This window comes from Mycoplasma sp. NEAQ87857 (assembly GCF_009792315.1).
Lineage (GTDB): Bacteria > Bacillota_I > Bacilli_A > Mycoplasmatales > Metamycoplasmataceae > Mycoplasmopsis.
Genome location: NZ_CP045542.1, coordinates 701,505 through 715,871 on the forward strand (window position 1 = coordinate 701,505; position 14,367 = coordinate 715,871).

A 14,367-nucleotide genomic window follows, 5' to 3' on the forward strand; every position below is an offset into this window, starting at 1 on the left:
TTCTTTTTATAAGTATTATTTTTAATACGAATTTATTGTTTGATATTATGGAAGGGGTGGGTTAACAAAAAAAGAGATGTAAAAATCTCTTTTTTTTTCTACTTTATTGCAAAAATATTACTATTACAAATAAAAAACATAGAAGTATCATTCAAAATAGAACAAAATAGACAATGGTAAGAAAATTTTATCGATAAAAATTAAAAAAACATCATAATTATAAAGATGAAAAAAGGCAAATATGAAATGACAGAACTGACATAAGTTAGTTATTTTTTGATATCTTTAAATTTATATTTTTTTTCATATATAATCAAATTATATATTCAAAATTAGGAGGTAAAAAAATGAAAAACAATACATTGGATGCTTTAATGGGTGTAGCATCATTAGGAAGTGTCATACCTAATAATACACCTACATACGCAACAACTATTAATATAGACAAGGATATTCGAACTACATTAAATGATAGTTCGCTATTAGATATAAATGCTGCAGTCATAAGTAGAAATTTTGACTTTAAACTACCAGGGACACTTGTTTATGATGGACTTGATGCAATACATAATAAAAAAATAATAGCTAGAGAAATAGAATCATATGGAAGTGAAGTTTTAAAAAATATCGATAAAACAGTTGAAAAGTTTTTCGATGGAGAATTAAGTAAAAATATTCTTTTAGATACATTTTGTAAGGAAATAATCCAAAAAGAAGCGATGAAAAATTACCAAAAAATCAAATCACTTGATTTTAATGATGGAAAAACTCAAGAATTGTTTAGTAATCTACAAAAAACATATGAAGAAAACAAAAACAATAGTAATGAAGTCGTTTTCAAAACAATTGATAAAAAACTAAAAACTAATGTTGACGAAATAAAAAGAGAACAATTAAAAAAACAAGAAGAAATTCAAAGACAGAAAGAAATACAAAAACAAAAAGAAGAAGAGCATAAAAAAGAACTCGAGAGATTAAGATTAGAGAAAGAAAGAATTGAAAGAGAAAGAATTGAAGCTCAAAAAAGAAATGAAGAAATTAAAGAAATAGATAGTCAAATTCAATATCTTAAAAAATTAATTGCTAAAGGTGAAGAGATTATCTCTATTTACGAAGAACAAATTGAAAGAGTAAGAGTTCTTAATATTGTATCCACTTCTTTAACCGCTGCAGCTTGAGCTTTATTTGCTGCATATTCAGCAATGGCTTGATTTACTTTTGGTGCTACATTGGTCTCTGCCACAGCCGCTGCCTTTCAAGCAGGATTAATGACATATTCTGCAAAACAAGCTTGAGACACTTATCACAGTCTAGAAAATGATTTACAAGGTTTAAAAAATACCTTTAGAAGCACAGAAATGTTAGAAATTAAGAATTTATTAAATAATTATCCAGCTAATGAATTATGAAATTTAATACATAACGCTGTTAAAAGTAAAGAATTCAGAGGTGGTAATGTTATTAAGGATATATTATTACTAGTACTTATGAATAGACCAATAGCATTACTTACTACACCACTTATTTTTGGAGTTGTTATTCAAAAATTAATAAAAAGAGTGTTTAAGGTTCCTGTAGAAGTAACTTCAAAGATATTCACAAAATGAAGTTCAAAAGCAGCTATGGAAGGGATAAAAACAATATTTGTAGAAAACTTTGGCAAAAGTAATAATTTTTTAATTAAAAGTATCTCTAAACTATCTGAAAAACTTGCGGGAAAAGTAGCTAATATTACAGTTTCTGGTACTCTTACAGGTATAGGAGTTGCTTTAACTTTTGCTGATGTTGTGGCTTCTGCAACGCAATTAGGATTTGCTGGTAATTTTGCATCGAGATTAAATAAAGTATTATATGAAAAATAAATTTAATGCAAACTTAGTTAATCTTTGAATCTTACAAGGTATTGCTGCAGCTTGATTTTTAGTACCTATATTAATAAATATAGCTTTTATCAAATTACCAAATCGTACTATTATATTTAATTATATTTCAATTGGTATTGGGTGCTTTTTCCAATTATTTTTCTTTATATTACTATTAGTTTCTATCAAAAAAGGAATGAGACTAAAATCATTTTGTCAAGATTTTAACAGTAATTATAATGATTTATTTATTGAAAAATTTAGACATGTTACAGCATACTTATTTAATAAGGACATAGTGTCCGGATTTTGTTATAAACAACTTTTTAATCTTAAAAAACTCAAATATAAACAAGTTGAATATTTTGATAGCAAATATATTGAACAGTGAAAACAAAAGAGATTGAAATATTTAAGTATCTATATTTTTATCTTCAATTGATTTAAATGTTGATTCATTGCAACTTATATAGTTCCATTCTTTCTATACTTACCAATTATTTTAATGTTAGGAAACCCAAGACCAAATGAATTATGAATTTTAGTACTATCAATGCCCGGAATTGCTATGTTTATAGAATCATTTGTTGAGTCATTTGTATATAAAATGCAAGTTGAATTTGTGGTATTGTTCAACAATCCACATACTAGTGTTTATAAATTTGTAGCTTATATGAATCGATATAGTTATGACTATAATAGAGTTATTTTTAGTAGGAAAAATCGTTTAAGATATGTATTTATACATCGTTTCACTTTTATTTGAGAGTATTTTAAAACAGAAACATTAGTATGTTATGATAAAGATGATGCTAGTGCATGACCTTTACATATTCAAAATATTCAACAATCTATCGAATCTGAAAGTGATCAAGAAGTAATTGACAGAGCTTATCAAAAAATCCAAGAATACCGAGAATCAAAAGTTAATAAAAATTAAATACCACTATCCAATAACTAACATAAGTTAGTTATTTTTTCCTGACTTTTGCAGTTAAAAAATTTTTACTTATATACATAGTATATAAGTAATATTAATTTTTTTACTTGTTATTCTGTTAGAATATGATATAATGCGAATATGTTTGTGAAAATTAGTAAAGTAAGTGGTGTTGAATATGTAACACTAGTGGAATCAAAATGAGACAAAGTTAAAAAGAAAGCAGTTCATAAAGTTGTACAAAGATTGGGTAGAAAAGAAGATTTAATAGCAAACGATCCACTTGCTATTGAAAAATTAAAAGAAGAATGTAAAAAGTCAAAAGCAAAAATATCAGAAGCAAATCAATTAGTAACTGATGTTATGGATTCACTTCTTCATAATGTACTTCTTACTGATAACGAAACTTTAGACACTATGTGTTATGGTAATTTGATTTATAGAAAATTATTCAAAACACTAAAGTTAGACAAGTTTTTCAATAAAGTTGATAAAAGTTATAGGACAAAATACTCACTTTCTGAACTTACAGAATTCTTAGTAACTTCAAGAATTTTAAGACCTGAATCAAAACTTCAAACTTTCAATCAAAAAGAAAAATTTATTACAAATTATGACTTTTCTCTTGAGTCAGTTTATAGATCACTTGAAAAAATTGGTAAAGAAAAAAGCAAGGTTGTAAGTTATTTAAACAAACAGTTATCAAGCTTGTACAATAGAGATTTAACACATTGTTATTATGATGTAACAACAATTTATTTTGAAAGTTTTGACGCTGATGAATTAAGAAATTTTGGTTTTTCAAAAGACTTAAAAGTGAATCAAACACAAGTGGTTTTAGCACTTGCTATTGATAACAAAGGTATTCCTATTACATATGAAGTTTTTCCCGGAAATACTAATGAATTCAAAACATTTTTACCATTTTTAGAGAGTTTGAAAAACAATTTTGGTTTCCAAAACATCACAATTATTGCTGATAAAGGCTTAAATTCTAAAAATAACCTATTAGAAATGAAAAAATTAGGTTACAACTACATCATTACTGAAAAAATAAAATCATTAGATAAAAAGGTGTCTGATGCATTTGATTTAGATACTTTTGAAAGTGTTACAGATAAATTTTTCGTGAGAAAAATACCTGTAATTGACTATGTTAATAGTGACGAAAAAGTCTATGCTCTAGATGATGAATTAGTTTTAACTTACTCAAGCGAAAGATCAAAATATGACTTATATCACATTGAAAAATTAAAACAAAAAGCTACTAAACTAATTGAACAAAAGAACCATACAACATACAAATCATCTATTAATACAGGTGGCAAAAAGTATATTTCAAGTAAAGTTGAAAACGTTGAATTCAATCAAAAACAATATGATAAAGATTTAAAGACAATTGGGTTTTATGGGATAAGAACTAATATTAAAGAAATTGATCCAATGAAAATTTATAAACAATTAAGAGGTTTATGAAAGATTGAAGAATCTTTTAGAGTGCTTAAAACCAATTTTGAAGCAAGACCAGTTTATGTGTGAAAAAAGGAATCTATTTTAGGTCATTTCTTAATTTGTTATATATCTTTAGTTATTCAAAGATATCTTGAATTATTATTAAAAGAAACAGTAAATTTTGAAAAAGATGATCAATATTTAACTACATCTAAAATTATAAAAACCTTAAATGAGAAAGCTACAGTAGTCATTTGAGGAGAAGATAAAGAACATTTTTTAAGATTAAAAATGGATGAAGGACTTACAAGAATATTAAAAGCATTTAATATTAATTCACTACCTAAATATGGTAAGGTTGAAAATTTAAGTTCTATTATACTAGGAAAAAGATAAACAAAAAGACGAAAACGCAATAAATACAGGGGTTTTCGTCTTTTCTTTAACCATAACTGCAAAAGTCAGGAGAAAAAACTTTATTTTTATGATCCGAGTTTAGCACTAGCTGCTAGTGATTTAAATGAAAAGTTAGCTATTAAACATTTAAGTATTTTTGGTTTTTATTTTGAGAATCTTGTTTATAGAGATTTAAAAATTTATGCTCAATATTTAGATGCAAAATTATTTTATTATCGAGATTCTAACGGTAATGAAGTTGATTTTATTTTAGAATTTGAAGATAAAAGTTATTTTGCAATTGAAGTTAAATTAGGAGATAAAGAAAAGATTGATGAAGCTGCAAATAATTTGATTGCATTCAAAGATAGATGTCAAGTTCAAAAAGATAAAAATAAAAAAGAACGTTATAGATTTAGAGAATGAGTGCCTAAAGCATTAATAGTTATTACAGGATTAGGATCAGTTGCTTATCAACGAGAAGATGGTGTTTATGTTGTTCCAATTGGTATGTTAAAACCATAAAAAATACATTAAAAAATTGATTTTATATTTAATAATCAAGATAAATAATGTTTATTTTTAAAAAATCTATTTTTATAGCAAAAATCCCTTATTTTTGCTATTTTTTTATTCAAAAAAGTTTAATTTTTTATTATCAAAAAAATATATTTTTTCTATAATTATTTTTATGAAAAATAAGTACTTAATTTTATCCAAGTTACTTACTAAATTCATTCTATTAATTTTTAATGATTATACTTACCCTAATTTAAAATCCACCATAGAAGAATATAGTGAGGATATATTTGATAGAGTCTCCCCTTTAATTAATTTTGCTTAATAATTAGTTGAAAGGAGAATTTAAATGACAAACGAAAAAAAGAAACAAAAATTACCAATTATTGAGTTAACAGAAGTTGTTAAAGAATTTTCTGACAAAACAGTTCTACATAGTATCGATTTAGAAATTAAACGTGGAGAATTTGTTACTTTATTAGGGCCTTCAGGTAGTGGAAAAACCACAATTTTAAGACTTTTAGGTGGTTTTGAATGAGCTACTAGAGGTGAAATTAAATTTAACGGTATAGACATTAAAGATTTACCAGCACATAAAAGAAATGTGTCTACTATTTTCCAAGATTATGCTTTATTTCCACATTTAAATGTTGAAGGAAATATTGCTTATGGTCTTAAATTAAAAAGAATTAATAAAGAAGAAATTAATCAAAAGCACATTGCTTTATTAGAACAAAAAAAGAAACTTTGACAAAACAAAGCTACATTAAAAATGAATGAATTGGATAAAATCCAAGAACAATATGAACTTGAACTTGAAAAATACAAAGAAGGTACTTATCAATATCGTAAACGTCAAGACTGATTAGATGATTCGGACTTTAAATATTCTTATTGAGAAAATTATGTATCTCAAAAAACTGAAGCATTTGAAAATAAATATTTCAAAAGAAAAATGACTAAGCAAGAAATGCAAGATAAAATTCAAAAAATGATTAAGCTTGTAGGTCTTGAAGGTAATGAAACTAAAGCAATTTCTCAATTATCAGGAGGAATGAAACAAAGAGTAGCATTAGCTAGAAGTTTAGTTATTGAACCTGAAATTCTACTTTTAGATGAACCATTAAGTGCTTTAGATGCTAAAATTAGACAAAAAATGCAAGTTTTATTAAGAGAAATTCAACAAGAGTTAGGATTAACTTTTATTTTTGTTACCCATGATCAAGATGAAGCGTTGGAACTTTCAGATCGTGTAGCAGTTATGCGTGGAGGGGTTATTGAGCAATATGACACTCCTAAGAATATTTATGACTTTCCTGTAAATATTTGAGTAGCTAAATTTATTGGTGATTCAAATATTTTTGATGCTAAAATAATGAAAAATGGAAATGTTAAAATGCTTGATAAAGAATTTAAAACAATCCATGAGTATGAGCAATTTAAAAACAGCAATGTTGATGCTTTAATTCGTCCTGAAGACATTGATATTGTTTTAACTACAAAAAATACTAAAGATAAGATCAAAGGAAAAATTAAAGATATTTCTTATCGTGGAAGCTATTATTATTTAAGTGTTGAAACAGATGAAGAAGAAATTATTTATGTAGAAACTTCTAAGAAATTTGAAATTGGTGATAAAGTATATTTAAGTTGAACAATTGATTCAATTCATTTAATGGATAAAGATCCAAAGTGAGATTATTCAAACCATGATTTCCAAAATTAATGCGAAATTGCAATTTAATGGGAAATTAGCTTTATTAATCCCTTATGTTTTAGTTGCAATTTTTTTAATCATATTACCAATTATTTTAATTATTCATAGTGCTTTTTCTCAAGTGGGAGATTTTGATAGTTTTATTTTAATTAAAACTCAAACCACTTGAAATATTATTCTTAGAAGTATTTGAGTAGGTTTAGCTTCTGCTGTAATTTGTTTAATTATTGCTTTTCCTTATGCTTATTTTTTATCTACTTCAAAAAGTAAAATTTTCCAAATTTATGCTTTAAGTTTAATTATTTCACCAATGGCCATTTTTACCATTGCTCGTATTTATTCAATTAAAGGACTAGCTTTATCAATTTTTTCTACTGATCCTAGTGCTTTAAATAGTCATATTTTTATGATTATAGGTTTAACTTATTTAAATTTACCATTAATGGTTATGCCTTTATATTCAGTTTTTAAAGATATGCCTAAAAACATTATTGAAGCAAGTAATGATTTAGGTTACAATAACTTTAAAACATTATTTAAAGTTATTTTACCTTATGGAACTAAAGCGATTCTTAGTGGATTAGCAATGATATTTTTAGCTAGTGCTACTACTTTTATTATTTCTGATAAATTATTACCTGATGGAAGTAATTTTAAGTTAATTGGAAATGTACTTAACCCTAAAATTAATCCAGGTAATAAATATGATCTTTCAAGTGCTAGTGTGTTAGTTATTGTGGTTTCTGCTATATTCATTGGAATTTATTCATTATTTTTAATTATTCCTAGAATTATTTTTAAATTCAAAAAAGGAGCTCATTATGAATAAATTTTTTGAATATTTAAAAAGATTTTATATTTACATTATTTTAACTATTGTTTATGTTCCTTTAGTTTTTGGGGTGGTATTTAGCTTTAATAAACCAACTCCTAAAGGTGAAACTAATACAACTTGAACCAAAGGAACAGTAGATAACTGATTAAATTTTTTAAGTGATGGTAGAGATATTGCTTTAACTAATACTATTTTATTAGCTGTGATAGTTAGTTTTTTAGTAGTTGCTTTAAGTTTAGTTACTGTATATTCACTTTATCGTCAAAAAAGTAAAATAGCTAGACCGATTACTCATGCTACTAGTAATATTCCATTAATTAATCCCGATAACATTACAGCTATTGGTTTAGTTTTAGTTTTTGGAGCTTTTTTTGGAATAGTATCAACTAGTAGTGAGGGATTTTTAAGAGTAGTTGTAGGTCATACTATTATGGCTTTACCTTATGGAATTTCATTGATGCTACCAAGAAGCGATAAGTTTAATAATAACTTTTTTGAAGCTTCACAAGATTTAGGATATTCAAAGTTACGTTCATGATTTAAAACCTATTTTGTTTATATGTTACCTTCTATTGTGATGGTAATAGTAGTAAGTTCAGTATTAAGTTTCGATGACTTTATTATTACTCGTACAGTGTCTAATGTTGCTACTTTAGGAACCAAATTATATGAAGGAGCATTTAGACCTTGAGGATTAGTTCTTGGTTCTATTGTTTTATTTGCCACAATTATTGGAAATGTAGTTTATGTTTTAACAAAAAGTGCAAAAAATAAAAAAGGAACTAATTAAAATGAAAAAATTAAACAAATGATTACTAATAGGTAGTTCCATTCTTGCTGGAACTGGTATTTTTGTTAGTTCATTAGCATATAAACTAACTCATCCATTTAAACCTAGTTTTTTTAATTACAAATCATACATTTCAAAAGATAATCACCAAATTCTTTCTAAAGAATTTGATTATAAAGAATTTGATGAAATCAATCAATTTACTATTGCTTTAACCAATAATAAAGCTGTAGCAGGGATTGGTTCAGATTTTCAAGCGGTTAAATTAGTCCAAGATAATTTAATTAACAAAATTGATTATTCAGTTTTATTAAATGATCCAAGCTTAAAAGGAAATTATCAAAAAACTAAACAAGCTGTTAAAAGCTTAATTCGTCCTGTAATTTGAGATCATTTAGCAACTTATGATCATTTATTAACTAAAGAAAATAAAGGTGAATTATGAGAGTATTTTTTACCTTATTTTTCTCAAGATATGGTGATTTCTTATAACATCAATAAAATTCATCCACCTAAAGAAAATTTATTAGATGATGAAGAAATTGATTTTGAAAAATATAGAAATCAATATCAAGATAAGCTTTATGATATTGTTAATTTATTAAAAATTTTAAAAGCTAATAATTTTAATCACTGATTAATTACTGATGCAGTAAGAGATAATATGCTTTATGGTTCATCATATTGAAAAAATGCTGATGGAACTAGAACTGATGCAAGATTTACTGGAGAAGTAAAAACTAGTACTTATAAAGAATTGATTGATGCATTTACAGATTTAATTAAAGATGGTACAGGATATAGTGTTAAATCATCTAACATTGCTTTTAATGGTGATGGTTTAGAGATTGTTAATAATTTAATTAATCCTAGACGTAAAGATGTTAATGCTGCAATTATGTATAATGGTGATGCATTAGATGCTTATTATGGAGCAGACAACTTTGAAAATTTAACTGAAGATGGTTGAATAAGAAGTGTTAAACCAAAACAAAATATTTTATTGGTTGATGGGTTAGTAATTGCTAAAGATAACTCAGAAAAAGAAAATGAAGTATATTTAAAAAATATTGGTGAATCAATTTATTCTAATTTAAAAATTCATTATAAAGAACTTAAAGATGCAGGATTTTTAGATCAAAATGCATCAGTTGATATGACTACCAAAACTGAAACTTTAGTTAATCAATATTGAAAAGATTTAAAAATTAATGAATTAGAACAAGAAGATTATAACTTTGATCAAAATTATAATCTTGAGCAATTTATTAATAAATATGCAGCAATCATTGATTTAAATTCAGCTAAAAATATTGATTTTAAAAACGAATTTATGTCATTACAACAAAATGCTAATGAAGAAAATTTTGATAAAAGTATCAATATTTATCCATATATGATTCAAAAATATTTATTAGATAATGAATCACAATTATTAACTAAATTATTAGATTTAGTTAATCAACATCAAGATGATTTATCTAAGGTGCTTGAAGGTTTAGGAAATGAAACTTCAGTTATAGCAACATTATTAGTAAATAATTTAAAAGAAAATCCAGATAACTTAAAAACTGTTTTAGAGCAAAAAACTAATAATGATTTAGAAGGTTTTGCTTTAGAATTAGGACAATTAATTGCTTATATTGATTTATCTAACGAAGAAACTATTAAAGGTTGACATAATTTAATTAACTTTAATTTTGTTAATTATGTGCCAACTCAAGAAGTAGATTATGAATTTATTTTACGGAATTATTTTGCTACACCTTTTGAAGGACAAGATAAAATTGCTATTGATATTTTCAAAATCGAAAGTAAAAAAGGTAGAATTGAACATAAATCTATTATGCCTGTTGATAATAAACTTCAAAGTTTAATTACTAGTTATTACTTTGAAAAAACCAAATCATAAAAAGTCGAGTAATCGACTTTTTTATTTTGCTAAATAAATAGTTAATTATGGAAAAATTAAAGCAACACATTAGTGTTGCTTTAATCAGAACTTATTTAATTATTGTATGATTAATCTTTTTAAATGATTCATTATGTTTATTTAAATAGAATATCATTTCTTTGTTCAAACCTAATATATTATCTGTTGAAACCACATCAAAGAATAATACTTTTTGAAGTTTTGAGACTTCATCATTTAAAACTATTTTGTTATGTTTTAAATCAATAGTAATCATATGACGATCAAAGATTTTATCGTGATTTGGACAAAGAAGCAATCCGTTATTTACGTCTTTAGCATAAAATCATTTCATATCGATTGATAGATCATTACTGTTATTTATTTCACTAACTCCTCAGATATGTGAGGCAATAAGCAACTCTTTAATACCTCTGATATTGCAGTTTGCTATAGCACATCTATATTCGTATTTCTCTAATAATTCACGTTTATATAAACTTTGAAATTTTCTAGTAACGTTAATTATTGTGTCATTTTTAGATATGGAATCTTTTGCTATGTTGTCTTTTATTCGTTGAAAACACATATCGTAATTATATAAGTACATTTCAAAAACTAGGGGGAGACTATCTTGATGTACAGCAACAACATTTTTATTTTTTGTACTTTTTTTGGTGCTAAATTTTGTAGTAAATAATTTTGTATATTTAACAATATCATTGTTGTGATTATTTAATTCTTGGTGTATGTAATTAAGTGATATTCATCTATTTGATGAATTATAACTTTGTTCTAAGAATGTTTTTGAAAAGTAAATACATTCGGGTTTTACAAGTAAATAAACAACATTATTTATATCTAATTCGATTTTATTGTTTTGTAATATTAATGGAACATAGTAATTTATGATTAGTACTTTATCATAATTTAATAAATATTTCATTATTTCTTTTTTATGAGTTGGCAATGATATCTTTTTTGAATCATTTCCTTTAGATATATCCCTACCACCACTATCACAATGTTCAAAGTATAAAATTAATTCATTGATTAAGATTTGATTTTTATATAAATTTAGTCTATATATTTTATCTTTTATTTTTTCAACTTTATATTCTTTGTTATTTATTTTATTATTTGGGTTTTGGTTTAAGAGTTTAATAAATTTATTTAAAAAATAATTATCAGATAAGTTTGTTTCAAACTTGTAATAAGTTTCTAAATTACCCTTAATTTCTTCTAATGGATGGAATAAACGTTTATCATTGTTGGTAATTTGATTATTTAATATATGTATTCTAGGTTTAGACATTACTTAACCTTTAATAATTCTTCAAGAACAGCTTCAACAACTTTTACATTTATAGCATTACCAAATTGCTTATAAGAATAATAATCACTTCTAGAATCGTTACTAATATCAGAGTGAGTATGAAAAGACTTAGGAAAACTTTGAATGTTTGCACATTCTCTAGGTGTTAAATATCTTCAAGCATTATATCTTCCATCATACAAAATAGGTATTTGCACCATTGCGACAAGAGTAGGGAAGTTTAACTTTCTTTTGCACCTAATCCCAGATTGTCTTAATTGGATAAAAGAATTTTTGATATCTTTATTATCTTTGCCTGCTTGTCATTCGAATTTTTGTTCTCTTTTATTTCAATGCTCTACATTTCATTTTTTAAGCCATTTATCAATGAATTCTTTATTTTTTGAGTACAGATCACGCATTTTAAGTATGTAATTTTGCTTTCACTTTGCAAAGTGAGAAACATCATATTCTTTACCAAATTCATAGGTTCACACAACAGGTATTGTAGTGTTATTTGGTGTAATTATATTCTTTATAAATTCATCTCATGCGTTAAAACAATTTATTAAATATTTATCTGTTTCTTTATTAAGTAAGTATTTTGCATCAATATCTTTTTCTAAGAAATGTTTTCAAGCATTTTCTTTTAGTGGCACTTTCTTACTGTCTATATTTAGCTCTAAGAATTCATGTTGATAATTTGATTTTTCTTTTAATACTCCAGGTATAAAAACTCTAGGTCTATCTTGCGGAACATTAAAATTGATAGGATTGAGAATTAATGGATCCTTAGGAATAATATAACCAATTTCTTTTAAAGTGTTGTTAATTATCTCTCAAGTTTGACCATTATCATGATTTACTAAATGCTTAACATTTTCTAATAAAATATATTTAGGCTTCTTTTCCTTTAAAATGCTAACAATATCAAAGAAAAGAGTTCCACGTGTTTCGTCTAAAAATCCTAATTTTTTACCAGCGTTAGAAAAAGTTTGACAAGGAAAACCACCAAACAAAACATCAAAATCTTCAATATCACCAATGTTGATATTTCTAATATTTAAAATATCATTATTTTTTACTTTATGATTAGCTTTATACGTTAGTATAGCTTTTTGATCTATTTCACTCGCTAGCACACATTTTGCTTTAAAACCATTTCTTTTAGATACGTTTTTTATAGCAGTATGAAACCCTCCAATACCAGCAAATAAATCTATAAACTTATATATATATATATATTAGAGTGAATATTATCTTTTTTCATTTATTCTCCTAATATTAATAAAAGATATTATATAATGAATATCATTTTACTCACTATATAATATCTTATTTTTATAATTTATGTACTTCAATAATAGCTGTATGCTTTTGATTTTTAACAATTTCTATAACTTTAAAACTTACTTTATCATCTAGGGTGTATCTTGTGTTTTTAGTAAGTCTTTGTTTGTTAGTTTTGTTCAATAATCAATGTCTAAGAGTTAAATCTCATTCATCATCAGCTAATAAATCAGTATCAATTTCTAATTGTTTAAAAACTTCTGAAACTATAACATTGCTTTGAACTCTAGATTTTTCTAATGAAATTTCATAAATTTCTTCATCATCATCATACTCATCATAGATTTCACCAATGATTTCTTCAATAATGTCTTCAATAGTAATAATACCTATAGGTTCATTAGAATTATTGTTTTCAACAACAAATCCCATTTGTGATCTAACTAAACGTAATTTTTCTAAAGCACTAGATAAAATTGAGTTAGCTGAAATAAATGGTACGGTTTTAACATAATCAATAATTCGTTCTTTTTTATTGACATGAAATATATCTTTAAGTAGAATAATACCAATTAAAGTTCCTTCTTTAATTACTGGAATTCTTGAGTAATTAGTATCAATAAATAGATCTAAAGCTTCTGCAACTGTGGCTTTAGAATCAATAGTTTCTACGTCTTTAAGTTTAATATAATGTGCTTGAACTTTAGTTGAATCTAAATCTAAAGCTTTTTGAGCTAATAAAGATTCTCCAGTTTGTAACACACCTTCATTTTGAGCTATTTTAAGAAAGTTTTTAAGATCTTCTTCAGTATGTGTTTCATATACTTTTTTACTTAATTTTGAAATTGGATAAGTTAATACAAAGAAAAATCAATAATTAATTTCAATAAAAATTCCAAATATTTTTAAATACATTACTGGATGAGCTTTAGCTAATAATTTAGGAATAATCTCACCAAATAAGACTAATAACGGGGTAACTACTGCTGTAGAAATAATAGCAGCAGTTCCTGAATCAAAATTAGCTTGACCAATAATAAAACTCATTAAAGTAGCAGAACCTACATTAACTAAATTATTTCCAATTAAGATCGTACTTAGAATTTGGTTATATTTTTTTACATGTCTTTGGATTAAAGTTCCAAATCTTTCTTTCTTTTCTACCATTTCGTGAATTTTAGCAGCTGAAATTGACGAATAAGCAGTCTCACAACCACTATAAATACTACTAAGTAGAAATAATAAGATCAAGATAATGATTAATAAATATAATCATCAAGGTGTATGCATAGCAGAAGATGCTGCTTGAGCATATAGCAAACTGGGATAACTATCCATA

11 protein-coding genes and 1 pseudogene are annotated in these 14,367 nt (G+C 25.2%); 9 read left to right on the forward strand and 3 right to left on the reverse strand.

The features are described from left to right. Positions 1 to 347: 347 nt before the first annotated feature. From GE118_RS02410 to GE118_RS02445, 9 genes and pseudogenes are all read left to right on the forward strand, one after another. The gene (locus GE118_RS02410) at positions 348 to 1,862 is read left to right on the forward strand and encodes a hypothetical protein (protein ID WP_158763858.1); all 1,515 of its coding nucleotides are present in this window, start codon (positions 348 to 350) and stop codon (positions 1,860 to 1,862) included. Next, complete coding sequence (locus GE118_RS02415) at positions 1,852 to 2,802, forward strand: hypothetical protein (protein ID WP_158763859.1); 951 nt, start codon at positions 1,852 to 1,854, stop codon at positions 2,800 to 2,802. Before GE118_RS02410 ends, GE118_RS02415 begins: the two co-directional genes overlap by 11 nt. A 141-nt stretch (positions 2,803 to 2,943) precedes the next feature. Next, positions 2,944 to 4,650, forward strand: coding sequence for an IS1634 family transposase (locus GE118_RS02420; RefSeq protein WP_158763855.1), 1,707 nt, complete (start codon positions 2,944 to 2,946; stop codon positions 4,648 to 4,650). Between the two features lie 72 nt (positions 4,651 to 4,722). Further along, positions 4,723 to 4,953 (forward strand): annotated as a pseudogene (locus GE118_RS04405) (DUF4143 domain-containing protein); the annotation flags it as partial. A 48-nt stretch (positions 4,954 to 5,001) separates the two neighbouring features. Further along, the gene (locus GE118_RS04370) at positions 5,002 to 5,175 is read left to right on the forward strand and encodes a hypothetical protein (RefSeq protein ID WP_233262741.1); all 174 of its coding nucleotides are present in this window, start codon (positions 5,002 to 5,004) and stop codon (positions 5,173 to 5,175) included. Between the two features lie 343 nt (positions 5,176 to 5,518). Next, the gene (locus tag GE118_RS02430; RefSeq protein ID WP_158763860.1) at positions 5,519 to 6,895 is read left to right on the forward strand and encodes an ABC transporter ATP-binding protein; all 1,377 of its coding nucleotides are present in this window, start codon (positions 5,519 to 5,521) and stop codon (positions 6,893 to 6,895) included. Then, entirely contained in the window at positions 6,879 to 7,715 is an 837-nt protein-coding gene (locus GE118_RS02435) for an ABC transporter permease (RefSeq protein WP_158763861.1), read from the forward strand. Before GE118_RS02430 ends, GE118_RS02435 begins: the two co-directional genes overlap by 17 nt. Further along, on the forward strand, positions 7,708 to 8,511 hold the full coding sequence (locus tag GE118_RS02440; RefSeq protein WP_158763862.1) for an ABC transporter permease: 804 nt from the start codon (positions 7,708 to 7,710) through the stop codon (positions 8,509 to 8,511). The genes GE118_RS02435 and GE118_RS02440 overlap by 8 nt, the downstream gene beginning before the upstream one ends. Before the next feature lies 1 nt (position 8,512). Continuing rightward, a complete protein-coding gene (locus GE118_RS02445) occupies positions 8,513 to 10,423 on the forward strand; it encodes a hypothetical protein (RefSeq protein WP_158763863.1) in 1,911 nt (636 codons plus the stop codon). A 91-nt stretch (positions 10,424 to 10,514) separates the two neighbouring features. On the opposite strand, the gene GE118_RS02450 is transcribed toward GE118_RS02445, so the two are convergent. The 3 genes from GE118_RS02450 to GE118_RS02460 form a co-directional block, all read right to left on the reverse strand. After that, positions 10,515 to 11,738, reverse strand: coding sequence for an HNH endonuclease (locus GE118_RS02450; RefSeq protein ID WP_158763864.1), 1,224 nt, complete (start codon positions 11,736 to 11,738; stop codon positions 10,515 to 10,517). After that, on the reverse strand, positions 11,738 to 12,979 hold the full coding sequence (locus tag GE118_RS02455) for a DNA cytosine methyltransferase (protein WP_158764203.1): 1,242 nt from the start codon (positions 12,977 to 12,979) through the stop codon (positions 11,738 to 11,740). Before GE118_RS02455 ends, GE118_RS02450 begins: the two co-directional genes overlap by 1 nt. A 100-nt stretch (positions 12,980 to 13,079) precedes the next feature. Beyond that, the gene (locus GE118_RS02460) at positions 13,080 to 14,366 is read right to left on the reverse strand and encodes a CNNM domain-containing protein (protein WP_158763865.1); all 1,287 of its coding nucleotides are present in this window, start codon (positions 14,364 to 14,366) and stop codon (positions 13,080 to 13,082) included. Between the last annotated feature and the right edge of the window lies 1 nt (position 14,367).